This is a genomic window from Algoriphagus winogradskyi, from assembly GCF_900182815.1.
GTDB lineage: Bacteria > Bacteroidota > Bacteroidia > Cytophagales > Cyclobacteriaceae > Algoriphagus > Algoriphagus winogradskyi.
The window spans coordinates 22,532-48,707 of record NZ_FXUA01000009.1 but is presented as its reverse complement, the minus strand read 5'-3'; the positions used below and the strand labels follow the sequence as shown (position 1 = coordinate 48,707).

Below are 26,176 nucleotides of genomic sequence, written 5' to 3'. Positions count from 1 at the left end.
TAAAGCACCCGATCAACCTAATTATTGGCATGCTAATACCATTTTCTTTGAATTATTGGAGATCATTTCCTAACTCATAAAGATAGCCATTAACCTTATGAACAGTAGAAGATCATTTATCCAGAAACTTAGTGCAGGTATAGCGATTCCAGGCTTGGTTTTATTCAATTCTCCAGAGGAAACCTCTCCGAAATCTATTAACCCTTCTCTGGTGGGAGAAGAATTCTGGGCTGAGCTCAGAAAGAAATTTCCTCTGAAGGACAGTAGAGTTTACATGAACAATGGAACTTTTGGGCCTTCACCCCAAGTGGTTTTGGATGCTTTGCAAAATTCCTTTGTTGATACTAATACATCTGGTGAATATGGTCATATTGAGCCAGAACGTGAGAAATTGGCGGCTTTTGTGGGAATCAAAACCTCTGAGATTTCTCTTACTCATAATACAACTGAGGGGATTAATATTATGTGTTGGGGTCTGCCACTGAAGGCTGGAGATGAAGTGATCATCACGTTGCATGAGCATGTGGGAAATGCGTTGCCATGGTTGAACCGCGCAAAATTGCATGGGATAGTGTTAAAACCTTTTGAACCCAAAGCTACTCAAGCTGAGAATTTGGAATTGATTAAAAGCTTGGTGACTTCTAAAACCAAAGTGATTGCAATTCCTCACATCACCTGCACAACGGGATTAGTTTTTCCCATCAAAGAAATTTCAGCTTTTGCTAGAAGCAAAGGAATATTTACAGCTATTGATGGTGCACATGGAGCAGGTACTTTCGATCTTGATCTTCATGATTTGGGCTGTGATATGTATGCAAGCAGTTACCATAAGTGGGTTTTGGGTCCAAATGGAACTGGATTTCTATATGTTAGAGAAGGTGTTTTGGACCAAGTGCAGGCCTATCAAGTAGGTGCATATTCTGATTTAGGTTGGGATTTGTACCAGAATCCACCGGAGTTCAAGGGGTATGTGCCAACAGCCCATCGTTTTGACTATGGAAGTCAGAGTTTGCCGATGATGAGAGGAGCTGTGGCGGCTGCTGAATTTCAGGAAGAAATAGGGAAAGAGAAAATAGAAAGCCGGATACGAGAGCTAAATCAATACTTGTTTGATGGGCTATCCGAAATGAGTTCGATGCTTGAAATTTTAAGTCCTGTAGAACCCGAATCCCGAATCAGTATGGTTACTTTCAAACCTAAGAAAATGAACTACCAAGAGGCTGCTGGTTTAATAAGTAAAGAAGGTTTTAGAATTCGCCAAGTTCCAGAAAGTAAGCTGGATGCAATTCGGATTTCAGCTCATATTTATAATAGTAAGGCTGAAATAGATAGTTTTCTTGAAGCTTCTAAGAAAGTATTGAGTTAAGTATTCAGGTATTAACCACAAAGTCCGCAAAGGTTTCACAAAGAGCATCTCCTGAGATAATAGAGCTAAAAGCCTAAATACCATAGCCCAGATCTATAGGGCTGGGTAAAAGATGTTCATCTAAATATGTAAGGTCTGAAAGACCGAAATACATTTTACCAACGTTTCCTGGTTCTAAATCAAAGATTTTTTCTTCTTCAATTCAGCTCTCTTTTCAGCTTCGGCTGCTCGGAATTGTGAGATGTCGGCAATCAACTTTAGAGGCAAAGGTTTGTCTAGAGGGAATTGGATAGCTCCCTTGGACGTCACGTAATTTTTAAGTTCTTTTTTGAATTCAGCCACACCGCTATTTGTAGGGTAAAACCCAATGTGTTTTTTCGCTGCTGCGAAATACACCAGCACTTCTGTGGTTTTGAAGGCTGGCATATTGTAACTGATCACTTCTTTAGCTTTTGGCAGAGCCTTCAGAATTGTCGTGCGCATTTGCTCCAACTTTTCTCTCACTTCAGGAGAGCACCAGCTAAGATATTCTTCTACGGAGGATGGCTTTGCGTTCATCATGAGAATTCAAATCAGTATTCTTTAACTAGAATTTCAGTAGGGATATTTAGTTTAGAACTTAAATTTCTAATCATTTCTAAAGTCAATTTTCTTTTCTTATTAAGAATTTCACTTACGCGGCTTTTGAGTCCAACTACCTCCGCTAAATCTTTTTGTTTCAAACCCATTTGCTCCATTCTGAATTTGATTGCTTCAATGGGGTCTGGTAAATCTATGGGGTAATGAGTTTCTTCATAATTTTCTATTAGAATAGTCAGAATTTCTGATTCATCCCCTTCAGGAGTTCCTTTTTTAGAATCAAAAATTAGCTCAAGTCTATCCAAAGCATTTTGATAATCTTCTTCATTTCTGATAGGTGAGATATCCATTTTAAATTTCGTTTGCGTTTATTTTATCGTATTCTGCATGAGTCCCTATAAATCGAATCCAGCAACGTTGATGTTCAAAACTGAATTTCACAATTAAACGGTATTTGTTTCCTTTGATATTAAAAACAATTCTACCTTCTTTTAAAATGCTAGCACTAGGATAATCTGCCTTTAAATCATTAATAGAGGAATAAGAAGATTTAGCAATTTCATAATACCAAGCATTTAGTTGCTGTTCACAATCATTGTGAATTTCCCAGTATTCTCTAAGCGTTTTTCTGGCGATTATTCTCATTATCAGTCCTCTTGCAAAAGTAAAGAAATAAAGGAAAAGTTCCCAATACGGGAATTTATTTTTTTAGCTCATCCGCTGCAGGTACTAATTTAGCTTTCAAATCCGGGTCTGCCATATCCCTATCAAGAGGGAACATCGGACGATTGATTCGCTTATAGCCAAGTCGCTCCAAATCCTGATCAACTCCGCCCGGTGTCAAGGCCATAATCCAGTCTGCTCTCATATCGTAGAGCTCAGGTACCAGATATCCGATCTTTACTACTACTATATCTGCTTCCCTTGGCTTTAAACCAAGATCTGTGAAATCCCTTTCATTATGATAGGGCTTGCGCTTTTTAGTGACGATCACATGAACGGAACCAACTTTAACCACTACTTCTACTTCTGCAGCTCCGTCTCCTTCTTTGATTGCTTCCACAGTACCTTTGAGCATAACTGGTGGTGCAAATCGATCATCGATTGCGGCACCAGCTGTCCCTTCTACTTTTCCTCCCACGCCAGCAGCAATGGCTTTCTCCACCAACTCAGGGCCTGGGATAGAAGCATAAATCAATGTAGGGCCATTTTCAGATTTGAACTCTGGGCGCTTTAGGATTTCTGTTAAAGTCCAAGTTACATCCCCCGCACCACCTGCAGTTGGGTTGTCGCCCATGTCAGAAATCATGAAAGGCTTTTTGTCAGAGGCGATCGCCATATCCAAGCTTTCCTTCAATGGTGCAACTGGTGCTACAAATTCAAATTCATTTCGTACATCCCAAAAGCTTTGTGCCAATTCTTCTGCTGACTCTGTCACTGCATTTTCATCATCACCTGTCACCATTACCACCGCATGATTTCTAGGCTCATCTGCCCAAGCATAACCTATCCAAATTGCCGCATCGATCACGCCATCTTTTTTTGTCATAGGATCTACTTTTGCATAAAGACTTTTCCCTGGATCAATTCTGGTGCTTGTTTTTTCGCCAGGAAGCAAAATTGGGACAGGAATCCAAGCTTTGAAGCCTGGCTTTCCTTTGCCACTTTCCAAACGATCAAGCATGTTCTCAACTGCTCTTTGCTTTGATTCTAACGCATCCTCATGTGGAGCCATTCTGTAGCAAGTAATCAAATCTGTGTTTTCCGCCAATCTCCAAGAAACATTTCCATGTAAATCCATAGAGGTGGATATCAAGGTTTCTGGTCCAACCACATCACGTACTCGAATGATGAAATCACCTTCCGGATCATCCAAACCAACCACGCTCATCGCTCCGTGAATATCGAAGAAAAGCCCATCGTAGGGGAGATTTTCTTTAAGCATTTCCAGGGTTTTACCCACGAGCTCCTCGTAAGCTTCTCTAGTTACAATTCCTCCTGGAATGGCATGGCCGCGTAAGGTAGGAAACCATTCAGCTCTTCCTCTGTCCTCTGAAGCTGAATCTAGAAAAGGGTAATAGGAGAAGATATCCGCACCTTCTCTAGTTCGAAAAGCTGCCACATCACTCGTTGCAGGAGAAAAAGTACTGGATTCTATCGCCAAACCAGCAATGGCAATTCGAGGAAGTGGTTTTGATTCCTCCTTGGTAGCGCAGGATAAACTGATCAGGAGTATAAATAGGAAGGAGAGGAAATTTCTCATAGGTGGTTTATGATTTCGGATGAAAATTATAATTTCTCGAAGGTCAATTTAAACTAACCCCTGAAAACATTTATGATTTTTTTTAGGAACGGGACATATATAAGTAAAGAAATTTAAAAATAGGCTTTAAGTACCAGGGTTTCGGTTTGCTAGAACCTGCGTAGTATGAGCAAATCGATCTAGCCAGCCTCGGTGATCTTTTCTAATAAAAGTGACCATGACCGTACCTACAAACCAGATTGCTAAGAAAAGTAGGTAAAGGAAAAGATATAGCCTATCATCAAATCGGGTGTCGATAAGGAATTTGGATACTTCCCCGACTAGAAATGGAAGTATCAAAAAGATTCCATAACGAGCTATTAGGTCCTTGTAAGTCAACGGAAGACCATCCATTCTGACGATTCGAATTCCTAGTAGTCTTTTTCCTAAAGTTTGCCCATTTGTGATTTTACTAATGAGTATAAAGTAAATAAAAATCAATCCAACTTTTAAGATGGATAGCAGCCAAACATTATCAGTGAGCCCTTCAATGACATATGCAGTAAATAAAATCACCAATAAAGAGTCAACAAAAATCGCCAAAAAACGCTGGGTCAAGGTGACATCTGAATGATTTACCAGGGGTTTGCTGGAAACATTAGGTAGTACGTTTGAATACCGAGCGATCACAAATCCAATGAAGCAGCCAAAGGTATTGGTGATCAGATCATCCACCTCAAAATGGCGGAATCTGCACGGATATAATCCGTAAATGGCAGTTAGCTGGGTGACTTCAAAAAATAGGGATGTCAGAAACCCTATCAAAGCTACAATTCCGGCATTTTTGAATTGGTATAAATACCTGAGAAAGAACCCAAGCGGCATCAGGAGCATCACATTGAATGCGGTTACTTTGAAAGTGGTGCTTTTCACAATACTGAAAAGAGAGATATTTCCCTGAACTTCTCTATATGTATCCTTAACAAAGCGAAATGGGAAATAGCTTGGGATAAATCTCCCAGATCTTACTTCACAGAAATCAGGGGTTATTTCCGGTAAGGGCAGCAAAGTCAAAAAAAATGCTGTCATGGAGTAAAATGCGAACACATAAAACACCAGGCTTCTGTTGAATTGGACATAGCCTATTTTCTTGTATTGAAAATAAGCATATGGCACAAAACTCAAAACTGCTGCTAGTGGGAAATAAAGGATAGATGTTCGAATAGCCTCAAAATATTGATTCATGCAATCGGTTTTAGCTTCACTGGAGGTATTATAGCTTTTCAGTACTATTCTGAAAAATATATTAATTATCAATAACTGATCCTTTTCTCTGAAAAATGACCTGCCAGTGCATCAATAGATTGTTAATTTTGGCTAAACCTAAATCATTTATGAAAGAGGAAATCACTATAAAAGAGGCGCAAGAGCAAGTGGATCAATGGATCAAGACAGTTGGCGTTCGCTATTTCAATGAGCTTACCAACATGACTATTTTAATGGAAGAAGTGGGGGAGTTGGCTAGAATCATGTCACGGACTTACGGTGAGCAATCTTTCAAGGAATCTGACAAAGGAAAAGATCTAGGCGATGAAATGGCAGATGTGCTTTGGGTGTTGATCTGTCTCGCCAATCAAACGGGGGTTGACCTTACTGAGGCAATGAAGAAGAACTTCGAAAAGAAGAATATTCGTGATATTGATCGACATAAGAATAACGAGAAGTTGAAGTAAGGAAACCTTACTTTTTATCGTAAAGTCCAGTATTTCCTTCTTCCAATATAGGCATCAAATTCGCCACGAGTTCGGGGTTTTCCGCTGCTATATTGATAGATTCTAATGGGTCTGTTTGATGATCATAAAGCTCAATTGTCGGCTCAGCTTCTCTAAAATATTTAGTCAGTCTATAGCGGTCTGTCCGCATCGATATTCCATTATGATAATAGGAATAAGCTACATTTCCTTTTTGAGAATTTTTGGAATTTAATAGAGAGGCAAAACTTTCTCCATCCAGATTATTCGGCTTTTCCACGCCTACTAATTCCATCAAAGTTGGGTAAATATCAACAGACTCGACTATAGAATTATCAATTTTACTAACCTTAGAACCCGGGATTTTGAAGATCAGCGCTGAATTTAAAGCATTTTCGAAAAGTGTATGCTTTCCCCAGATTTGCTGCTCGCCAAGGTGCCAGCCATGATCTCCCCATACGATCACAATTGTATTTTGATCCAGTTCCAGCGCTTTTAGCTCGTCTAGGATCAAACCGATTTGAGCGTCTGAATAGCTAGCAGCCGCATAATACGCATGTTTGATTTTGTGTGCATATTCATCAGAGAGTTTTCTGTCAAGCCCGGCTTTTTCTTCTCCCAGTTGATAGCCGTTGAATTCACCACTTTCGAGTAAGCTTTGACGAGGTACATTTTTAGGGATTGTTGGGTTCTTGGCCAATGGTAACCTTTCCTCATCATAAAGATCCCAATATTTTTTTGGAGCGGTAAAAGGCAAATGTGGTTTGAAGAAACCTACTCCCAAGAAAAAAGGTTGGGAGCTGTCTTTTAGTTCTCTGAGTTTTTTGATCGCTAATTGAGCTGTCAGTCCATCTGGATAACCCAAGTCATCCACATCCCCAGCTTCATATGGTTTGACTTGTTTTTTCATGCTTTGGCGATTTTCTCCATCTGCATATCCAAAGAATGCATTCCAACCAGTTCCCCATTTCCCTGCGTCAAAAAGGAATTCATCCCAACTATAAGGCAGTTCTTTTTTATCAGAAACTTCCTCTTCGTACCCATAAACAAAGCCATCAGCAGAGTGGGAAATTTTGCCCAATCCTATGGTGTAATATCCATTTCTTCTCAAGTGATGAACAAAAGTTTCAGGTATTTCTCCTTCTGGTTTTTTGGAAAATTCATCCTGCATGATGTTGTTACCTAGTTCTGCGGTTCGGCTTGGTCTTTTTCCTGTCAGAAAAGCAGCACGGGAAGCTCCACAAGTTGGGACTTGGACAAAATGCTTGGTAAAACTTACACCTTCAGCAGCGAGCTTGTCAAGGTTGGGAGTGATGATGCTGCTATTTTCAAAATGCCCTAATTCTGATCGAAGATCGTCTACAGCGATGAAAAGTACATTTGGTCTATTTACTTGTGCAAAACTAGGAATAATAATTAATCCTAGTGAAGCAATAAGAAATGTATGTTTTAAAAATCTGTATGCCATTTACTGCTATGTTTTCAACCAGTCAATCTAGGGCATTTGCTGTCAAGATAAAAGTAGAATTTGATTGATTGGGTTTTATGGAGCTAGGAAGAAAAGAGGGAAAAGAATAAGAGCTGGAGATTAATATTCCAGCTCTTAGCAATAGTTTAATCCGCTTCTGTCCAAACCGAGACTGATCCAGGAGCGCAATGAAAATCTCCCCAGCCTGATTCATTTACCCAAACCTCGTCCTGGATTTTACCCAGCATGTCTTTGAACTTCTTCCCGGCATAGCGAGAACCGATTTCCATGGAGACAGTTGCCCCATCTGCATTAGATAGTACTACAGCACAACCTCCGTGTTCCTCGTTTCCTTCTCTGGTCCAACCAAGCACATTTGGACTTTCGAAGTAGTCTCGCTGCATGCCAAAAGCAAAATCTTTTCGCGCATAAAGCAAATTTTCCAACTCATCTACCCGATTGATGAAAATCTCATGATCCTCACCATCTTGGCCCTTGTCCCAATAGCTCGCGCCATAAAGATCTGGATGAAAGACGCAAGGATATCCATCCTTGCGAAGCAGAATCAAAGCATAAGCCAAGGGTTTGAACCAATATTCGACTGGAGCCTCCAAAGACTGCAATGGCTGTGTGTCATGATTATCGACCAGTGTGACAGCAAGGTCTGGGCTATGAGCAACCAATGTTTTGTCAAATATCTTCCTTAGATCATAGTCACTTCCAGAATTGGAAGCAATGTGAAAATTATGTTGTAGCGCTGAGTCAAACAAGCTCATCGTGCCGTCAGTAGCTTCAATATATTTTAGCAGCAATTCCAGATGGCCAGGCGCCCAATATTCACCTACAGCGAAAATGTCTTTTCCGGTTTTCTCACGGAGAAAATACATCAGTTCCTGAAAGTACTCTGGTGCAATATGCTTGACGGCGTCCAGTCTAACCCCATCGTAGTAAGTGAGCTCATGAAGCCATAAGGCATAGTGTAGAATTTCCTGTCGTACCGCGGGATTTCTGAATTCAATGTCGCAGAACATCAGGAAGTCATAGTTCCCTTTTTCGTCGTCAATCATTTCCTCCCAATCGTTTCCATATTCGCTCATGAGATTGAAAATACCATGTTCCTGATTTCTGTGGTCGAAATCTACTCCGCTGAAGCAATTGTGATCCCAGATAAAATCCGAATATTTCCCATTTCTACCCGGAAAAGTAAATCGTGTAAACGCCTCGATATCATAGGGTTCAGAGATGGTTTCCAGCCGGTTTTCCTCATTCACTTTCACAGCCTTCAGAATTTCGGATTCATCTCCTCCGGCTTTATGGTTCAGTACAAAGTCGACAATTACCTGAATGCCTCGGTCATGAAGTGCTTGAGTGGCTTCGATGAATTCATCCTTGGTTCCGTACTTTGTTCTTACTGATCCTTTTTGATCAAACTCCCCCAAGTCAAATAAATCGTACGTATCATATCCGCTGCTTCTTCCGCCATTTTCTCCTTTGCCTGCAGGTGGCAGCCAGACGCTGGTGATGCCGAGGTAGCCTAGGTATTCGGCTTTTTCTTTTACTTCTTTCCAAATGGTATCCTCTGGAGAATACCAATGGAAATATTGGATCATTGTCCCGTTTTTCATACTTAAAAGTTGGTTAGTTAGTGGTTAAGATTAATCGGTAAACGCCAAATTTTAAAGATGGTTTAAACAATTTTTAAGCGGGATTTTATGCTTCAAAATGGGGAACTATTAACCCTAAAAAACACCAAAGCTCGATAGAATTCTACCGAGCTTTGAAAGCATCCACTTTTGAAAATGTGAGTTTCTACCAATTTTCCACAGCTACTAATGTTTCATTTTCTACTTTACCAACTAAAGAATAAAGGTCTAGCGTTAGACAAAAATCTATATCAGAATCTATGTTATGATTTTGAAGGCGCTTAGCATGGGAAGCCTGAGATAGAAAGCCTTTCAAATTATGTCCTTCCTTCTCGTAGAGAGATTTCATGGCTATTGCAGCATCATCTTCTGCATCATGGCTAGCTTCTAAGGCTTTTACGAGAGCACCAGCGTACAAAGAATCTTCCAGATTGAATTTGCCTTTCCAGCCTGCACAGTGAATCAACACATCCTTATTGCGAGACTGTATATAGCTTACTGTAGCTTGAAGATTTGGGAAAGCGCCAATCAGAATTTCATCAGCACCCGTAGATTTAGAAATTGCCAAGGTGCCATTGGTCGTGGTCATGGCTAGCTTTTGGCTTTGATAATCTCTGGACAGGTAGGCTAGGGGAGAGTTTCCGAGTTGGAAGCCCTCGGCCATTATTCCATTTCTTTCGCCAGCGATCAAATAATCAGCGGATGCCATTGCTCTGCATTCTTCGAGATCAGCACAGGTTTTAATTTCTGTAATTCCATTTGCCAGCGCAGCAACCATGGTGGAAGTGGCGCGAAATATATCGACCACTACCACAATCTTGCCTTGCAGTTCATGCAGATGAATTAATTCTGGACTGAAACAGATTTCTACTTGTTGCATTTATTTTTTCAAAAGTGGAAGTTTCTCCACTTGAGCTTTAAGGTTCTTGTTTCTTACTTGGATGAAAATCTCAGTTCCAGGTTTGCTAAACTCAGTTTTCACATATCCCAGTCCTATACCCACTCCCATGCTTGGAGACTGAGTTCCAGAAGTTACTTCTCCTATCACTTCTCCAGCTGCATCCACAATTGGATAATGACCTCTCGGAATTCCTCTTTCTTGCATGATGAAGCCAACCAATTTCTTGCTAACGCCAGCTTCTTTCTGAGCTTTCAGTGCCTCAGAATTGGTGAAGTCCTTGGTGAATTTTGTGATCCAACCCAGTCCAGCTTCCAAAGGAGAAGTGGTATCTGTGATGTCATTTCCATAGAGACAATAGCCCATTTCCATACGGAGTGTATCTCTAGCACCAAGACCGATTGGCTTGATGTCGAAGTCTTTTCCCGCTTCGAACACAGCGTTCCAAACCTTCTCAGCATCTTCGTTTTTCACGTAGATCTCAAACCCTCCAGCACCTGTATAACCAGTTCCTGAGATGATCACATCCTGAACTCCGGCAAATTCACCTACAGTAAAATGATAGAATTTAATGTCAGCAAGATTAACTGGAGTTAATGCTTGAACAGCTTCGATTGCCTTTGGTCCTTGGATAGCAAAAAGCGAAATCTCATCAGAGATGTTTCTCAGCTTCGCGCCCATGGTATTGTGCTGGTTTACCCAAGCCCAATCTTTATCGATATTGGAAGCGTTTACCACCAGCATGTACTTCTCGTCTTCAAATTTGTAAACGATCAGGTCATCAACAATACCTCCTGTAGCATTAGGAAAGCAAGAATACTGTGCTTGTCCATCCACGATTTTGGAGGCATCGTTGGAAGTTACTTTTTGGATTAGGTTGAGTGCCTCTGGGCCTTCTACCATAAATTCGCCCATGTGGGAGACATCAAAAACGCCAACGCCATTTCTCACGCAAAGGTGCTCTTCATTATCAGAACTGTAACGTACAGGCATGTTATATCCTGCGAAAGGCACCATTTTACCACCAAGGGCAACGTGCAAGTCATTGAGTTGGATTTTTTTGATTTGCTCTTCCATAATCTGGGTTAATTTTCTAGTGGGCAAAGGTAAGGATTGAGGCGAAAAATGCACTAAAAAAGGCAACCTGATCAGGTTGCCTTCTAATGATTATCAAGATTTAACGCTTATACAGAGAAGCTTTCTCCGCATCCACAGGTTCTGCTTGCATTAGGGTTCACAAATTGGAAGCCTTTTCCGTTCAGTCCATCTGTGAATTCCAGCGTAGTTCCAGCTAGGTATAATAAGCTTTTTCTATCCACCAGGATTTTCACTCCTTTGTCCTCAAATACGTGGTCAGTTTCCACTTGAGCGCCATCAAAGCCTAAATCGTACATTAGACCTGAACAGCCGCCACCTTTCACCGAAACACGTATATTCTCATTTTCTGCGCGTCCTTCCTCTTTTTTGAGCTGTAGGATACGCTCTTTGGCTTTGTCAGAAACGATTATCATATCTTTATTTATTACTTTGTCTTAAGTTGAAGTAATGGGAAAACAGTATCACTCCCAAAATGATTCAATGCAAATATAGCAATTTTAAGCATGAGGAAAATCGAGCATATAGGCATAGCCGTTCAGGATCTGGAGAAATCCAATGAGCTCTTTGAGAAGTTACTGGGTAAAAGGCACTTTAAAACTGAGGAAGTGGAGGGAGAAAAAGTAGCTACATCATTCTTTCAGGTCGGAGAAACGAAAGTGGAACTGCTTCAGGCTACGGATGAAAGTAGCCCGATTGCTAAATTCCTAGAGCGAAAATCGGAAGGTGTACATCATATCGCATTTGATGTAGAAGATATCAATGTTGAAGTAGAACGATTGAAAGCGGAAGGTTTCGAAATCCTGAATGAAACACCCAAACTTGGGGCAGACAATAAATTAGTGGTATTTTTGCATCCTCGGAGCACGAATGGTGTTTTGATTGAATTGTGTCAGGATGTGAGTTGAGAAGTTGTAGGTGGTAAGGTTGTAAAGTTTGGTGTACTTCATTATTCATAATTGAAACATTGGAAGATTGGAAGATTGGAAAATTCCCTCCATAAGCTGATTAAGTGTGGCAAGGTTGAAAAGTGGTAAAGTTTGTAAATGACATCAAATCTACTGTGCATCTCGTAAATCGTACTTCGTAAATCAGAAATACTCACGAGTATCATTTAGTATAAAAATTAAAAATAGCGCCTTTGCGCCTTCGCGGGAGGTTATAAAAATATGTCAGAAAAGAGAACAGAAATAAGCGATTTGGGTGAATTCGGTTTGATCGATCATCTCAATGAAAAAGTGATAATTAAAAACTCCAGCACTTTGAAAGGTATTGGTGACGATGCTGCAGTGATTGAAGCTGGAGACATGGTTAAAGTTGTGACTACTGATCTATTGATTGAAGGAGTTCATTTTGACCTTTCCTATGCGCCATTACCTCACTTGGGGTTCAAAGCAGTGGCAGTGAATGTGTCTGACGTGGCGGCTATGAATGCTGTGCCTAAGCAGATCACCGTAAGCATCGCACTATCCAATAGGTTCTCAGTAGAAGCTATTGATGCGCTCTATGAAGGAATTCATGCAGCATGTGAGCATTATGGTGTGGATTTGATTGGCGGTGATACTACGGCTTCCAGAAGTGGTTTGGTGATCTCTGTTACGGCAATTGGCCAAGCAAAGCCTGAGCAAATCTCTTATAGATCCGGTGCCAAAGAAAATGATATTCTTTGTGTGACTGGTGACTTGGGAGCCGCTTTGGTTGGATTGCAAATCCTGGAGCGTGAAAAGGAAGTTTTTCTAGCTAATCCAGAAATGAAGCCTGATTTAGGGAAATATACTTTAGTCACTGCCCGCCAGCTGAAGCCAGATGCACGGGTTGATATCATCCATGAACTTCGAGAAATGGAAGTAGTGCCAACAAGTATGATGGATATTTCTGATGGATTGGCTTCAGAGATTTTTCATATCTGCAAAGCATCAGGAGTAGGAGCTACGATCTATGAAGATAAACTTCCGATTGATAAGCAGACTTTTGATACGGCTGTGGAACTGAATCTAGATCCTATCACTTGCGTGATGAATGGGGGCGAAGACTATGAGTTGCTATTCACGATTGATCAAAAGGATTTTGCGAAACTTGAAAAGCATCCGGATATCCACTTTATCGGACATATCAGCAAGGCTGAGGAAGGTAAGTTCTTGGTTACAAAAAGTGGAACTGCCGTGCAAATCAAAGCACAGGGCTGGAAGCATTTTTGATTGAAATAAATATCCGCAATAATACCATTAGTCTAAAATTCATTGCTCATCCGGTCAGAAGACCGATGACGGGTGACCGAAGTACCGGAAATGCGAATGTTCCATCTATTAAGTCGCTTAAGCTTATTACTGGTTCAAATGCAATAGATATTTTAAAAAAAAGCCTCTTCAAACTTACTTGAAGAGGCTTTTTTATGATCAAGAGTCTTTTAAGCTTCCATGCTTAGGGATTATTTTTTAAGCATTAGCCAACCTCTTGGATCGACGATTGGTGGAGTCTTGCTATTAATCAAAAGAGGTTTCTTACCTAGCTTAACTGTCTCGATTCCCTTATCTGTTTTCAGTTCCACAGGCAGTTCGAAGTCAATTCCTTGCAGTGAAACTTCAAAACCATTGTTTCCCTTTTTAGAGATTTTTACTTCTGGAATATCAGTTGTGTAGAGATATAACTGAAAAAAACCTTCCAAATTTTCTCCTGTAAATGAAGTTACAAAATCAATAAAATCACGCGTATTGACTTGGTTTTTATAGGTGAATCGAGGATCATTTGCGAATGCTTTCAACATCGGGAAGAAAACTTCGTCACCTAAAATTCCGCGTAGGGAATGCATGATGTACGCTCCCTTTGTATAAATCTCTGAATGATAAGCCTCCTCTTCGGTACTATTTACAGGGCTGGCCACTGGCTTGGAATGACTGATAGATTTTAAAGTTCCACCTACTTTTTCGAAGTAAGCCTCTTCACCGCCATGCTCTAAGTAGTAAAGCCAGTCTCCGTAGGCAGTAATTCCCTCATGAATCCAGAAGTCCGCCCAATCACCGACAGAAACCTTATTTCCAAACCATTCATGGCCTAGTTCATGGTGCAATAAATTATCATAATTGACCGCGCCCATTTTCACGAAACGATAGAAGTTTCCATATGCATTGATGGTCTGATGCTCCATTCCGAGATAGGGCGTTTCCACTATTGCTACCTTATCTTTTGGCCACGGGTATGCTCCAAAATATTTCTCATGAGTTTCTGTAGATACCTTTAGTACTTCCAAAATGTCTTTTGCTTTGGCTTTGTTTTCCTGTAAAACCCAGGCATGCATGGGGATTTGATCACCAGAAACTGAGGTGAAACTTATCTCTTCTTCATGAAAAACGCCCATCGTAAAGTTGATCCCATAATTATTTATAGGATAAGTTGTTGACCAATGATAAGTCTGCATGTCCTCTTTCTGTGTTACTTGGGCTAGACGCCCATTAGCTGCTATGAAATAAGGTTTTGGAACAGTGATCAAAAGATCAACGCCCTCTGCGGCTTCTGAAGATGGATGATCCAGGGCAGGCATGAATATCTTTGCCCCTTCACCTTGAGATGAAAGCCCCATCCAATCATTTCCTAATTGATCTTTTTTCCAAGTAAAGCCGCCTTCCCATGGTGGATTTATCGCAATTGGGGTTATTCCCTCATAGAAAATATCCACCGCATCGCAGGAACAAGCAGTGATGAGAATATCTATGAGATCATTGTTATGTGAAAACTCCAGTTCACCTCCTTTGGCCTGGACGCTTGTCACTTTATACTCATCGATAAGGTCTAGACGAAGTGTGTCTAATTGAGTGCTGGTAGAAAATGTGACGGTGCTTTTACCTTTGATTGATTTACTCTCCGGGAAAAGTTCTAATTCCAGCCGGTAATGCTTCACCTCAAATCTTGCTTGCAGCGGATCAATCGGTCCTCCCCAATCCCAATTTTGACCGAGGCTAGAAGAAACCAAAGCAACTAGTAAAAGTGCAGTAGTAAGAATATTTTTCATCTGATGTGGGGTATGACTTTCAAAAGCAAAAGCTAATATAATTTGCTGACTTGCTTTTGCGATTAAGGGCTTTGAATTTAAATTTTTCATCTGGCCTTTGTAACTAAAATAAAAAAAAACCTCTTCAAACTTAATTGAAGAGGTTTTTTGAGATTAGGAATCCTTCGGATTAACCGATTGATACTCTTTTGAATGCAGATACAGTCATTCCTTTGCTTACGCTATCAAGATACTGAGCGATAGTCTTGTTGTTGTCTTTTACGAAAGACTGGCTTAGAAGTGTATTCTCTTTGTAGAACTTGTTCAGTTTGCCTAGAGCAATTTTCTCAAGCATTTCTTCAGGCTTACCTTCAGCTCTTGCTTGCTCTTTACCAACTTCGATTTCTCTTTCTACTACAGAAGAATCAACGCCGTCTTTATCAAGAGCTACTGGGTTCATCGCTGCAATTTGCATTGCCACGTCTTTTCCAGCTTCTTCTACGTCAGTTCCGCTAGTGTTAGTCAATCCTACCAATACACCTAATTTACCATTTGAGTGGATGTAAGGAACTACAGTTTCTGCAGTGATCACTTCGTAATGAGAGATCTCAAGTTTTTCACCGATTTTACCAGTCATCTCAGTGATTTTCTCAGCAACGGTGATGTTTTCGTAAGGTAGTGCAAGGATTTCTTCTACAGAAGATGCTCCTTTTTCTACTGCAAGATCAAGTAGTGTGTTTGCAAATGCACCGAATTCTTCATTCTTAGCAACAAAGTCGGTTTCGCAAGTAAGTGTAAGCAATGTTCCTTTAGCACCGTTTTCAGTTACTTTAGTTACAGCTACACCTTCTTTAGTTTCACGATCAGCTCTGGAAGCAGATACTTTTTGACCTTTCTTTCTGAGGATATCAACAGCTTTTTCGAAATCGCCTTCAGATTCCGTAAGAGCTTTTTTGCAATCCATCATACCGGCGCCGGTCATTTGTCTCAATTTGTTTACTTCTTGTGCAGTAATTGCCATGGTATTATCAGTTTGTATGATTAAACGATATAATTCTATTTCGAAAACCTTGTAGTCTTTGGGAAGAACTAGGAGGGTTTTAATTCGGTACTAGGGAGCATTTGGTCACTAGGAAAAGCCTCACAGGACAAATGCAGGTAAAACAAAAAAATTGAACATAGGCCGAAACCTGATGTTCAATTTTTAATATATTTCAATCAAGTAGTGGATTAATCTTTTGTTTCAGCAGCGTCCACAGCTTTCTTCGCTTCTTCCTCTTCAGTAAGTTTAGCGTCTTCTTTGTCTCTCTTGCGTTCTGAAAGACCTTCTTCGATTGCTGCGCCGAACGCTTTAACTAGTAAAGATACGGACTTGAAAGCATCGTCATTAGCAGGGATAGGGAAGTCAACCTCATTTGGGTTAGAGTTCGTATCTACTAATGCGAAAACAGGGATACCAAGCTTTTTCGCTTCAGCAATTGCAATGTGTTCTCTTTTGATGTCTACGATGAAAAGAGCTGCAGGTAGTCTGCTCAAGTCAGCGATACCGCCAAGAACATCTTCCATTTTGTCTTTCTGACGGGAAACCATCAAACGCTCTTTTTTCGCAAGGTTCTTATAAGCTTCCTCCTTCATCAATTTGTCCAAACCGGACATTTTCTTCAATGATTTACGGATTGTAGCGAAGTTGGTCAACATACCACCTAACCATCTTTCAGTTACGAAAGGCATGTTAAGTCTCTTCGCTTCAGTAGCTACAAGATCTTTCGCTTGCTTCTTAGTAGCAACGAACATCACTTTTTTGCCTGAACGTACGATTTGCTTGATTGCGTTAGATGCTTCGTCGAGGCATACAAGCGTTTTATTAAGATCGATAATGTGGATACCATTTTTCTCCATGAAAATGTATGGAGACATTCTTGGATCCCACTTTCTCGTCAAGTGTCCGAAATGAACACCAGCATCTAGTAAGTCTTTATATTCTAATTTGGCCATAATATAATTTGTATATTCTGAAGTAAATCCAGATTAACGTTTTGAGAACTGGAATTTTCTTCTTGCTTTTCTACGTCCTGGCTTCTTACGTTCCACCATTCTAGGGTCACGAGTAAGGAAACCTTCTTTTTTCAATGCAGGTCTGTGTTCTGCGTCGAATTCGCACAAAGCACGAGAGATAGCCATACGAGCTGCCTCTGCCTGACCTGTACTTCCGCCACCATCTACATTGATTTTGATGTCGTAGTTACCTTCGACACCTACTAGAGTAAGAGGCTGCTTTACTACGATCTGGTGAAGTTCAAAAGGGAAGTGAACGTCAAGTGCTCTGTTGTTCACGGTGATTTCACCTTTTCCTGGCGCCATGTAAATTCTGGCTACAGAGGTTTTTCTTCTACCGATTTTGTTGATAATATCCATTATAGTCGATTAAAGAGTGATGGCTTTAGGCTGCTGTGCAGTATGTGGATGCTCAGATCCTTCATACACGTACAAGTTGCCGTATAATTTTCTTCCCAATCTGTTTTTAGGCAACATGCCTCTTACAGCTTTCTCGATCAAGATAGTTGAAGACTTGTCTTTCAATAATCTTGGCGTAGAAATACGCTGTCCACCTGGGTAACCTGTGTGTCTCACATAAACTTTTGAGTCCCACTTGTCACCAGTTAATCTGATTTTGTCAGAGTTGATTACGATGACGTTGTCACCACAATCAGCGTGAGGGGTGAAGCTTGGCTTCGTCTTACCTCTTAAGATTTTTGCTACCTCACTAGCCAATCTACCCAAAACTGCTGCTTGGGCATCCACTACCACCCATTGCTTATCTGCAGTCGCGGCATTGGCTGATACGGTCTTATAGCTCAAAGTATCCACTGTGTAACTGTTTAATATTTAGCTTGTTAAATTTATTTCACCCTCAAAAAGGGACACAAAGATAGGAGTATTTTATTTTCGATGCAAAATATTTCCAATACTAAGTCCTAATTTTCACAGGCTTAGCGTTTTACTACCTCTTAAAACCGGGTTTTTCTTGCTCTTTTTCGATCTAAATCTCTTAGCTGGTTTTCTCTAGTTGATTGACCAAAACCTTGAAATCCTTAGGATAGGGCGCATTTACGAATATTTCCTTGTCATCCAGACCCTTAAATCCAATCGAATAAGCATGAAGCGAAACCCGCTGCATAATTGGTAATTCTTCTGTCTCTTTTTTTAAATTGAAGCGACGCTTGATAGAAGAAAGGTATAAAGGGTTGCCTCCATATAAGGTGTCACCACAAATGGGTGACTTCAAATAAGCCAAATGAACCCTGATCTGATGCAGTCTCCCAGTGATGGGCTTGCACTCGACTAGGGTGTGCGCATAGTACGTCTTCAAGGTATTGAAAACTGTCTGTGCTGGCTTGCCATCCTTACTTACTTTGGCGATTCCTTTGTTGTTGGCCAAGAGATTTCGGTCTACCAGCTCATCGCTGAATTCCTTGATCCCTTCCACCACTGCATGATAGACTTTGTTTACTTTTCTGCTTTCAAACTGCATAGCCAAATGCCTGTAGGCCGCTGGATTCTTGGCAATCACTAGACATCCTGAAGTTTCCTTATCCAATCTATGGCACAGCTGGGCATCGGGGGTGTGTGCCTTGGCAAGGTCTAGGATGTTCTGCGCTTCGTGTCTATCGTCTAAGCTTGATAGGTACGGCGGTTTATTGATTACCAGGTAATCCTCGTTTTCAAACAGAATAAGATTGTCAAAATCTACTTTCTTCATGGATTCTCCTGCCTCTTTCAATTGAGGCTGCAAAAGTAGGAAAAAAAGGATGGTTAAAAAACTTCTCTAGGTTTTATTCTTAGAGAGTTGCCGCTTTATGTTTGTCCTCCATAGAGTCGCTTTTCACCAATGGAAGAGAAAAGCTGAAAATAGAACCTTTTCCAACTGTTGAACTCACCGAAATCTTGCTTTTGTGACCCTCCAGAATATGTTTAACAATGGCCAGACCGAGGCCTGTGCCTCCTTCTTTTTTATTTCTACTTTTCTCCACACGATAGAATCGTTCAAAAATTCTTTTCAGATCTTCCGGCGGGATACCCGGGCCGTCATCGGTCACATCTACTTGGATAGTGTTTTTATGGGTTTTTAATACTACCTGTACCTCACCGCCATTTTGATTGTATTTCATGGCATTGAAGATTAGGTTTTGACAAACCCGATAGATCTTCTGCCTGTCTCCATTCGTAAGGTAATGCTTGTCAGGCTGCACCTCAAACTTTATGTGCATGTCACGCTTAGAAGCTTTGTGCTCCAGCTCTTCCATTACTTCTTCCAAGAGTTCCTTTAAATCAAATTCTGTAAAGTTAAATTTGATTACACCACTTTCCATTTGGTTAAGTGTCAGAAGATCTTGAACTAAGATATCTAGAGAGTCGAGGCTTTTAGCTGCTCGCTTCAGAAAGCGCATACGAACTTGCTTGTCATCTATAGCGCCGTCAAGCAGTGTGTGGATGTAGCCCTGAGTGGCAAAAATTGGAGTTTTCAATTCATGAGAAATATCAGCAATAAATTCCCGACGGAAAACTGCATTTTTCTGTAGTGTGTCTATCTCCTTTTGGCGGGCAATCGCATAGGAATTGATGACTTTATTTATTTTTCTAAGTGGTGAAATAGAGCCCTTACGGCCTTTTTCGCTGATTTCAGAAAGATCCTTGCGTTGGATTTTTTCTAAAAGAGAATAAATATCCCCAATCTCCTTGAAGATTAAATACTCCAGCATAAAGGAAATCAGCAAATAGGATGACGAAAAAGATACTCCCCAAGCAACTAGGAGCAAAAGAAGGTCTGCGCCATCCATTAAAGACAAAAAAGCCGCAACCAGAGCCGAGATGGCTAAAGCCAGGATCAAAGAAATTCCTCTGGAAGTGGTAAACATTTATTGCCCTAATTCGAATTTATAGCCTACACCTTTCACAGTAGTGATGTAATCTTCTCCAATCTTTTCACGCACTTTTCTAATATGCACATCTACAGTTCTCGCCAATACAAAGACATCGGCACCCCAGATATTTTGGAGAAGTTCGTCTCTACTGAAAACGATATTAGGGTTTTTGGCTAGGAAATACAAAAGCTCAAATTCTTTCTTGGGCAGGGTAATCGTCTTTCCAGACTTGTCAATCGTATAACTTCCTCTGTCAATGATTAAGTCACGGATTTTGATTTGAATCTGCTCCTGCTCTTTTTTGGATTCACGTCTGAACAAAGCTGAAATTCTGCTCATCAACGCTCTAGGCTTGATGGGCTTGGTGATGTAATCATCCGCTCCGACGTCAAATGCGGCAACTTCAGAATATTCTTCCATACGCGCTGTAAGGAAAATAATAAAGGTGTTTTTGAGCTCCGGAATCTGTCTTACTTGTAGGCAGGTTTCGACACCGTCCTGATTTGGCATCATGATGTCTAGAAGAATCACATCCGGCAAAAATTTCGCAGCAACTTTTACTGCTTTGATTCCATCTTCGGCGGTTGCTACTTCATAGCCTTCTTTTTGGAGATTGTATTTCAGGATTTCAACAATATCAGGTTCGTCGTCAACTACCAGAACTTTGATTTTTTGCTTATCGCTCATCAGTGATTTCTTAATGTTTGGGTTAAAATTAAGGAATATTTAAGGATTGAAGCCAAACAATAGATTGTCTATGTACGAGCCACACTATGAAAATGACAAGAAAATTTGGTAATAGCAGTACAATGTTATCCTAATGTTATGATCTTTTGAATTAGTTGTTTTTCAGTCCCTTCGCAGATATGATGTCTAAATTCAATGATCCGATAAAAAGATTTGCTTTGATTTTTACAGGGATTTTGTTCTGATCCTTTGTGACCCAGACCTTCACTGGATAATCGCCTCTGAAAAGTTTGTTCTTCGGGAGTTGAGGGGAGAAAATATAAGTTTCTTTCTTGCCAAGGTTGGTGTCTAATGTTTCAGTCCCCTCGTAGATTAACTTTATGTTATATATTTCCTTATCAAAGAATCCGCGGATTAAGATTGACTCTCCCTCCTTCAAATCTTTCAAATCTTGAGTTCTCAAATAGTAAAAACCGCTCACTAAATCCTGAACTTGCCCGGGTAAATCAAAATCCTTCGTTTCCTTCAAGTGTCTATTCTCTTTGTCAAAAAGCTTCATGGTAGCTTTCTTGTTCTTTTGGTCAAAGTGAACGAACTCATGTTTTCGGTATTTCCCTTCTTCAATATGTCTGTAGGACACGGAGGGTAAATTGGTGGCTACATCTAAGTAAGTTCCCCAGTTATCGTTTACCTTCCCGAATATGGTGGCAGCACCTTTTGTTTTGCCATACACATCAATTTTATAATGTGGTTTTTCGTTCTGCTCTTGAGGTCTTTTGGCAATCTGCATTTTTGCGTCAGCTAGATTCAGCCATCCGTAGGATACTTCAAATGAAAGCTCTTCACCAAAAGTAAATGGCGTTGTGCCTTCCGACCCTTGGGCGGAGAGATCGAATAGGGTGAAAAAAAGAAGTACTGATACTGATCCTAGGATTCTTTTCATAAATTTTAATGACAATACCTGACGAAAAGAGGGGTAATCTATAGGTATTACGAAAAAACGTGCCGAAAGGCGATTAAAATTACGAATTTAGTATCCCGAAACAATAGGATAGCACACCTTGGTAATGGACTGCTGTTTATTTACTTTCACTAAATAATTGATAAGACAAATTCAAAACGCATGAGTAATAACGCCGAAAAACTAAAAGCCTTACAGCTGACTATCGATAAGCTGGATAAAACGTACGGTAAGGGCACCGTAATGAAGCTTAGTGATAATAAAGTGGTGGATGTACCTGCGATATCTACTGGCTCACTAGGGTTGGATATAGCATTAGGCGTCGGAGGAATTCCCCGAGGCAGAGTGATTGAAATATATGGCCCAGAATCTTCTGGAAAAACTACCCTGACGCTGCACTGTATCGCTGAGGCTCAAAAGGCAGGTGGGTTGGCGGCTTTCATCGATGCGGAGCATGCATTTGATAAGAGCTACGCAGAAAAACTTGGTATAGACACTGAAAATTTATTGATCTCTCAGCCAGACAATGGTGAGCAAGCATTGGAGATAGCCGAGCATTTAATTCGATCAGGAGCTATTGACATTATTGTGATTGACTCGGTGGCTGCTTTGGTGCCAAAAGGTGAGCTGGAAGGCGATATGGGAGACAGCAAAATGGGCTTGCAAGCTCGATTGATGTCTCAGGCTTTGCGAAAGCTCACTGGAGCTATTAATAAAACTGGATGCTCTTGTATTTTCATTAACCAGCTTCGTGAGAAGATCGGGGTTATGTTTGGTAATCCTGAAACTACGACTGGTGGTAATGCATTGAAATTTTATGCGTCTGTTAGGCTAGATATCAGAAGAATAGGTCAGATTAAAGAAAGTGCAGACAACATCCTTGGTAATAGAACTAAGGTGAAGGTGGTGAAAAATAAAGTGGCGCCTCCTTTCAAAGTAGTGGAGTTTGACATCATGTACGGGCAAGGTATTTCCAAAGTGGGGGAAATCATTGACCTTGGTGTGGAACTGGATATTATCAAAAAGGCAGGTTCATGGTTCTCCTATAATGGAGAAAAACTTGGGCAAGGCCGTGAAGCTGTGAAGACCCTACTTTTGGATAACCCTGAATTGATGGAAGATCTTGAAATAAAGATCAAAGCTGCCTCTGGATTATCGAAAGGAGCTAGCGCAGTAGTCGAGGAGGAGTAAACCTTTTCTACAGTAAGCAAAAAGCGGTTGTCAATAATTTGACAACCGCTTTTTGCTTTATATGCTCTGTGCCATTTAGGTTGTCCGGATCGCCTCTACAGGATCCATTCTTGCAGCTAAAGTAGCAGGGACAATTCCTGAAACTACTCCAATAATAGTGGAAACTCCCAAGCCTAATACAATGTTGCTGATCGATAGTACGATCTCCAAAGTTCCCAATTGAATAAAGGTTAGGAAATAGACGATAATTATTCCTGTAATTCCTCCGATTAGACTAAGGCAAATAGATTCAAATAGAAATTGAAAAAGGATAAAATAATTTTTTGCGCCCAACGATTTTTGGATACCTATGATGTTTGTTCGTTCTCGAACAGACACGAACATGATATTAGCGATACCAAACCCGCCTACAAGTATTGAAAATCCACCAATTACCCATCCTGCGATAGAAATGACGTCAAATACGGATCCTATGGCATTTTGGATAAACTCAGTTTTGTTTAACGCAAAATTATTTTCGTCTCTTGGTTTTAGTCCTCTTTTGGCACGAAGTAATCCTGTCATTTCATTTTCTAAAGCAACTAGCCCGATGTCCTCTTCCATGCCCTTCACTGCGATCACTGGCTCCAGACCGTTTCTTCCCGTATAGTACATTTTGGTAAAAGCACCATAAGGGATTAGACAGGCTTCGTCTTTGGACCCACCGCCAAATAAGCCTTCTCCTTCTTCCTCAAAGATACCGATCACGGTGAACTTCATTCCTCTGATTTTAATGGGTTTGCCAAGTGCTTCTTGCTGTGGGTAAAGCGTGTTTGCAATTTCCCTTCCTATAATTGCTAAATTCCGTGAGGCATTTATTTCTGAGGGTGTAAAATATCTACCTTCCTCAATGGATAGCTCATAGACATCTTGATAGGAGTAGACAGCACCGGTAAGAGCCATACCTTGATAGGCATTGCTTCCGGCTTTTACAGTTGTATTAGCAGATGCTGCAATTGTGACCGCTTCCGCAGATGTCAACCTTTGCTGCAGAAATTCATATTCAGCTACAGTACCGGGGGGTCTTCGGAAATATTTCCACCAAGGGTAATCCTGCGGCCCGTTTGCATAAGGGAATCTATCCACTCTCATTACATTAGTGCCTAGAAATGAAAAGGATGATTTGATGTTATTTTCTAAAGAGTCGACTAAGGTGAATACAGCTATAATGGCGAAAATACCAATTGTCACCCCTAATAGGGATAATATGGTACGCGTGAGACTAGTCTTTAATGCTGCGATCGCGAAGCGAAAACTTTCCCATGAGAGTTTGAAAAAGAGCATGCGTTAATAGTTGGTTTAAAACAATTTGTCAAGTTAGCTGAAATTGCCTGATTTTGTTAGTATCTTTGCATTTTTTAGAGATATTCTAAATCACTCAAGACATCTAAAACTTAACTATGAAATCGAGCATGTCGGAAACGACACATATTGGCATGTTTATCAGCCCTGCGAGATTCCATATGGCCTTTAAAAGACAAATAATAAACATATGAAATTATCGGATTTCAAATTTGACGTTCCAAAGAAACTAGTAGCTCATTATCCAGCAGCCAACAGGGATGAATCCAGGCTAATGGTTGTTCATCGTGATACTGGTGAAATTGAACACAGAGTTTTTAAAGATATTATCGAATACTTTGGTGAAGGTGATGTCTTTGTTACTAATGATACCAAAGTATTTCCTGCAAGGCTTTATGGCAACAAAGAGAAAACCGGTGCAGAAATCGAGGTGTTTCTTTTAAGGGAATTAAATGCGGAATTGAAACTTTGGGATGTGTTGGTAGATCCAGCTCGTAAAATCAGAGTAGGAAACAAGCTGTATTTCGGAGATTCTGATCTTGTTGCGGAAGTAATTGACAACACTACTTCTAGAGGTCGTACAATTCGCTTCTTGTTTGATGGGACTGAAGAAGAATTCCATAAGACTATAGATACGCTTGGTGAAACCCCTCTTTTGAAGGAATTTATTGAAAGAAAAGTAGAAGCAGAAGATAAAGAAAGATATCAAACTGTATTCGCTAAGAATGTGGGCGCTGTTGCAGCACCTACAGCTGGCTTGCACTTTACTCCTCATTTGCTAAAAAGGCTAGAGCTTCAGGGTGTTGATGTGACTCCTATTACTCTTCATGTTGGTTTGGGGACTTTCCGTCAGGTAGACGTAGAAGATCTGACTAAGCATAAGATGGATTCCGAAAACTATGAGATTCCTGATAGAACTGTAGAATTGGTGAATAGATCATTGGATGCTAAAAAGCGAGTGGTAGCTGTGGGTACAACTTCATTGAAAACGATTGAGTCCTCGGTGACTGCAAACGGTCGTTTGAAGGCTAGTGCTGGCTGGACGGATAAGTTTATCATTCCTCCTTACGAGTTTAAAATCGCTAATTCGTTAATTACTAATTTCCACCTTCCAGAATCTACCTTGCTAATGACAGCAGCGGCATTCGGAGGTTACGATTTGGTGATGAAAGCATATAAAGAAGCCATCAAAGAAAAATATCGATTCTTCTCTTACGGAGACGCGATGTTGATCCTTTAATACTGAAAGCTCCGAAAGGAGCTTTTTTTATGTTCACACAGATATAACTTTGAAGTAAAATCTGAGCAAGTTTGATTCTTTACATTTGGGCAAATCTAGTATGACAAACAAAGCTGCAATCCTAGTCGCAGGCGGAAGAGGCACCAGAATGGGCAGTCCTATTTCCAAGCAATATTTACCCATTGCTGGGCAGCCGGTATTGATGCGCACACTTTCTGTGTTTTATAGCGTCGATCCATCTATTGAATTAATTCTAGTTTTGCCCGAGAATGATTTTTCATATTGGGAAGAGCTGTGTCAGCATTATCAATTCACTATCTCTCATCGATTGGTAGCAGGTGGCAATTCCAGGTTTCAATCTGTGAGAAACGGCTTGAATTCTCTGAACCCTGAGACCGAACTGGTCGCTATCCACGATGGAGTTCGTCCCTTTGTAGACAAAAAAGTAATCTCAGAAAGTTTTGAAACTGCCCAGCAACAGGGTAGTGCCATTGCTGTCATTGCATTGAAAGATTCAATCAGGAAGCTGACAGATGATGGAAAGTCATTTTATCAGGAGAGGCAAAATTTTCGCATGGTGCAAACCCCTCAGACTTTCCAAGTAAAGAAAATCAAAAAAGCTTTTGCAGTAACCGAACTCCAACAGTTTACCGATGATGCTACTGTGTATGAAAATCAAGGTTGGCAAGTGACGTTGATTTCAGGAAATCCTGAAAACATCAAGATTACTACTCCTGAAGATATGGATTACGCGGAGTTTATCGCAGCGAAGCAATCGTCAGATCGGTAAAAATTGCGGGTGAAATT

Annotated in this window: 27 protein-coding genes; 7 read left to right on the top strand and 20 right to left on the bottom strand. The window is 40.6% G+C overall.

Annotation, left to right across the window (positions count from 1 at the left end):
• The first annotated feature begins 97 nt into the window (after nt 1-97).
• Nucleotides 98-1,366, top strand: coding sequence for an aminotransferase class V-fold PLP-dependent enzyme (locus QOL76_RS18790; protein WP_283414503.1), 1,269 nt, complete (start codon nt 98-100; stop codon nt 1,364-1,366).
• Nucleotides 1,367-1,540: 174 nt separating this feature from the next.
• Here QOL76_RS18790 and QOL76_RS18785 read toward each other — a convergent pair whose 3' ends face one another.
• The 5 genes from QOL76_RS18785 to QOL76_RS18765 form a co-directional block, all read right to left on the bottom strand.
• The gene (locus QOL76_RS18785) at nt 1,541-1,927 is read right to left on the bottom strand and encodes an iron chaperone (RefSeq protein WP_283414502.1); all 387 of its coding nucleotides are present in this window, start codon (nt 1,925-1,927) and stop codon (nt 1,541-1,543) included.
• 11 nt (nt 1,928-1,938) lie between these two features.
• Complete coding sequence (locus QOL76_RS18780; RefSeq protein WP_283414501.1) at nt 1,939-2,295, bottom strand: helix-turn-helix domain-containing protein; 357 nt, start codon at nt 2,293-2,295, stop codon at nt 1,939-1,941.
• A gap of 1 nt (nt 2,296) precedes the next feature.
• Entirely contained in the window at nt 2,297-2,590 is a 294-nt protein-coding gene (locus tag QOL76_RS18775) for a type II toxin-antitoxin system HigB family toxin (protein WP_283414500.1), read from the bottom strand.
• A gap of 55 nt (nt 2,591-2,645) precedes the next feature.
• Nucleotides 2,646-4,208, bottom strand: a complete 1,563-nt coding sequence (locus tag QOL76_RS18770) for a M81 family metallopeptidase (protein WP_283414499.1) — start codon at nt 4,206-4,208, stop codon at nt 2,646-2,648.
• A 126-nt stretch (nt 4,209-4,334) separates the two neighbouring features.
• Entirely contained in the window at nt 4,335-5,432 is a 1,098-nt protein-coding gene (locus QOL76_RS18765) for a VanZ family protein (protein WP_283414498.1), read from the bottom strand.
• 149 nt (nt 5,433-5,581) lie between these two features.
• On the opposite strand from QOL76_RS18765, the gene QOL76_RS18760 reads away from it, so the two are divergent.
• Entirely contained in the window at nt 5,582-5,920 is a 339-nt protein-coding gene (locus tag QOL76_RS18760; RefSeq protein WP_283414497.1) for a nucleotide pyrophosphohydrolase, read from the top strand.
• Nucleotides 5,921-5,927: 7 nt separating this feature from the next.
• Here the strand turns inward: QOL76_RS18760 and QOL76_RS18755 are convergent, their stop codons facing one another.
• The 5 genes from QOL76_RS18755 to QOL76_RS18735 form a co-directional block, all read right to left on the bottom strand.
• Nucleotides 5,928-7,406 carry a sulfatase gene (locus QOL76_RS18755; protein WP_283414496.1) on the bottom strand — a complete coding sequence of 493 codons (1,479 nt, stop codon included), beginning with the start codon at nt 7,404-7,406 and terminating at the stop codon, nt 5,928-5,930.
• Between the two features lie 146 nt (nt 7,407-7,552).
• Nucleotides 7,553-9,031, bottom strand: a complete 1,479-nt coding sequence (locus QOL76_RS18750) for an alpha-amylase (RefSeq protein WP_283414495.1) — start codon at nt 9,029-9,031, stop codon at nt 7,553-7,555.
• Nucleotides 9,032-9,215: 184 nt separating this feature from the next.
• A complete protein-coding gene (locus tag QOL76_RS18745; protein ID WP_283414494.1) occupies nt 9,216-9,929 on the bottom strand; it encodes a 2-phosphosulfolactate phosphatase in 714 nt (237 codons plus the stop codon).
• Complete coding sequence (gcvT, locus tag QOL76_RS18740; protein WP_283414493.1) at nt 9,930-11,024, bottom strand: glycine cleavage system aminomethyltransferase GcvT; 1,095 nt, start codon at nt 11,022-11,024, stop codon at nt 9,930-9,932.
• 107 nt (nt 11,025-11,131) lie between these two features.
• Nucleotides 11,132-11,458 carry a HesB/IscA family protein gene (locus tag QOL76_RS18735; protein ID WP_192348245.1) on the bottom strand — a complete coding sequence of 109 codons (327 nt, stop codon included), beginning with the start codon at nt 11,456-11,458 and terminating at the stop codon, nt 11,132-11,134.
• Nucleotides 11,459-11,548: 90 nt separating this feature from the next.
• On the opposite strand from QOL76_RS18735, the gene mce reads away from it, so the two are divergent.
• Both mce and thiL read left to right on the top strand, forming a co-directional pair.
• Entirely contained in the window at nt 11,549-11,950 is a 402-nt protein-coding gene (mce, locus tag QOL76_RS18730) for a methylmalonyl-CoA epimerase (protein WP_283414492.1), read from the top strand.
• A gap of 261 nt (nt 11,951-12,211) precedes the next feature.
• Nucleotides 12,212-13,240 carry a thiamine-phosphate kinase gene (thiL, locus tag QOL76_RS18725; RefSeq protein ID WP_283414491.1) on the top strand — a complete coding sequence of 343 codons (1,029 nt, stop codon included), beginning with the start codon at nt 12,212-12,214 and terminating at the stop codon, nt 13,238-13,240.
• A gap of 230 nt (nt 13,241-13,470) precedes the next feature.
• Here the strand turns inward: thiL and QOL76_RS18720 are convergent, their stop codons facing one another.
• The 9 genes from QOL76_RS18720 to QOL76_RS18680 form a co-directional block, all read right to left on the bottom strand.
• Entirely contained in the window at nt 13,471-15,048 is a 1,578-nt protein-coding gene (locus QOL76_RS18720) for a M1 family metallopeptidase (protein ID WP_283414490.1), read from the bottom strand.
• 169 nt (nt 15,049-15,217) lie between these two features.
• Nucleotides 15,218-16,048, bottom strand: coding sequence for a translation elongation factor Ts (gene tsf / locus QOL76_RS18715; RefSeq protein WP_283414489.1), 831 nt, complete (start codon nt 16,046-16,048; stop codon nt 15,218-15,220).
• 209 nt (nt 16,049-16,257) lie between these two features.
• Entirely contained in the window at nt 16,258-17,022 is a 765-nt protein-coding gene (gene rpsB, locus QOL76_RS18710; protein WP_283414488.1) for a 30S ribosomal protein S2, read from the bottom strand.
• Nucleotides 17,023-17,055: 33 nt separating this feature from the next.
• Nucleotides 17,056-17,442: a 30S ribosomal protein S9 gene (rpsI, locus tag QOL76_RS18705; protein WP_111612705.1), complete on the bottom strand. Its 387-nt coding sequence runs from the start codon at nt 17,440-17,442 to the stop codon at nt 17,056-17,058.
• A gap of 9 nt (nt 17,443-17,451) precedes the next feature.
• Nucleotides 17,452-17,895, bottom strand: coding sequence for a 50S ribosomal protein L13 (gene rplM / locus QOL76_RS18700; RefSeq protein ID WP_091697417.1), 444 nt, complete (start codon nt 17,893-17,895; stop codon nt 17,452-17,454).
• Between the two features lie 181 nt (nt 17,896-18,076).
• Nucleotides 18,077-18,787 carry an RluA family pseudouridine synthase gene (locus QOL76_RS18695; RefSeq protein WP_283414487.1) on the bottom strand — a complete coding sequence of 237 codons (711 nt, stop codon included), beginning with the start codon at nt 18,785-18,787 and terminating at the stop codon, nt 18,077-18,079.
• Between the two features lie 79 nt (nt 18,788-18,866).
• Complete coding sequence (locus QOL76_RS18690; RefSeq protein WP_283414486.1) at nt 18,867-19,943, bottom strand: sensor histidine kinase; 1,077 nt, start codon at nt 19,941-19,943, stop codon at nt 18,867-18,869.
• Nucleotides 19,944-20,636 carry a response regulator transcription factor gene (locus QOL76_RS18685; RefSeq protein WP_283414485.1) on the bottom strand — a complete coding sequence of 231 codons (693 nt, stop codon included), beginning with the start codon at nt 20,634-20,636 and terminating at the stop codon, nt 19,944-19,946.
• A gap of 151 nt (nt 20,637-20,787) precedes the next feature.
• The gene (locus QOL76_RS18680) at nt 20,788-21,579 is read right to left on the bottom strand and encodes a DUF3108 domain-containing protein (protein WP_283414484.1); all 792 of its coding nucleotides are present in this window, start codon (nt 21,577-21,579) and stop codon (nt 20,788-20,790) included.
• Between the two features lie 180 nt (nt 21,580-21,759).
• Here QOL76_RS18680 and recA point away from each other — a divergent pair, with 180 nt between their 5' ends.
• Nucleotides 21,760-22,788 carry a recombinase RecA gene (gene recA / locus QOL76_RS18675; RefSeq protein WP_283414483.1) on the top strand — a complete coding sequence of 343 codons (1,029 nt, stop codon included), beginning with the start codon at nt 21,760-21,762 and terminating at the stop codon, nt 22,786-22,788.
• 75 nt (nt 22,789-22,863) lie between these two features.
• Here recA and QOL76_RS18670 read toward each other — a convergent pair whose 3' ends face one another.
• On the bottom strand, nt 22,864-24,111 hold the full coding sequence (locus tag QOL76_RS18670) for an ABC transporter permease (RefSeq protein WP_283414482.1): 1,248 nt from the start codon (nt 24,109-24,111) through the stop codon (nt 22,864-22,866).
• 208 nt (nt 24,112-24,319) lie between these two features.
• Between QOL76_RS18670 and queA the strand changes: the two genes are divergently transcribed.
• Both queA and QOL76_RS18660 read left to right on the top strand, forming a co-directional pair.
• Nucleotides 24,320-25,369 carry a tRNA preQ1(34) S-adenosylmethionine ribosyltransferase-isomerase QueA gene (gene queA / locus QOL76_RS18665; protein ID WP_283414481.1) on the top strand — a complete coding sequence of 350 codons (1,050 nt, stop codon included), beginning with the start codon at nt 24,320-24,322 and terminating at the stop codon, nt 25,367-25,369.
• A 100-nt stretch (nt 25,370-25,469) separates the two neighbouring features.
• A complete protein-coding gene (locus tag QOL76_RS18660; protein ID WP_283414480.1) occupies nt 25,470-26,159 on the top strand; it encodes a 2-C-methyl-D-erythritol 4-phosphate cytidylyltransferase in 690 nt (229 codons plus the stop codon).
• The last annotated feature ends 17 nt before the right edge of the window (nt 26,160-26,176 follow it).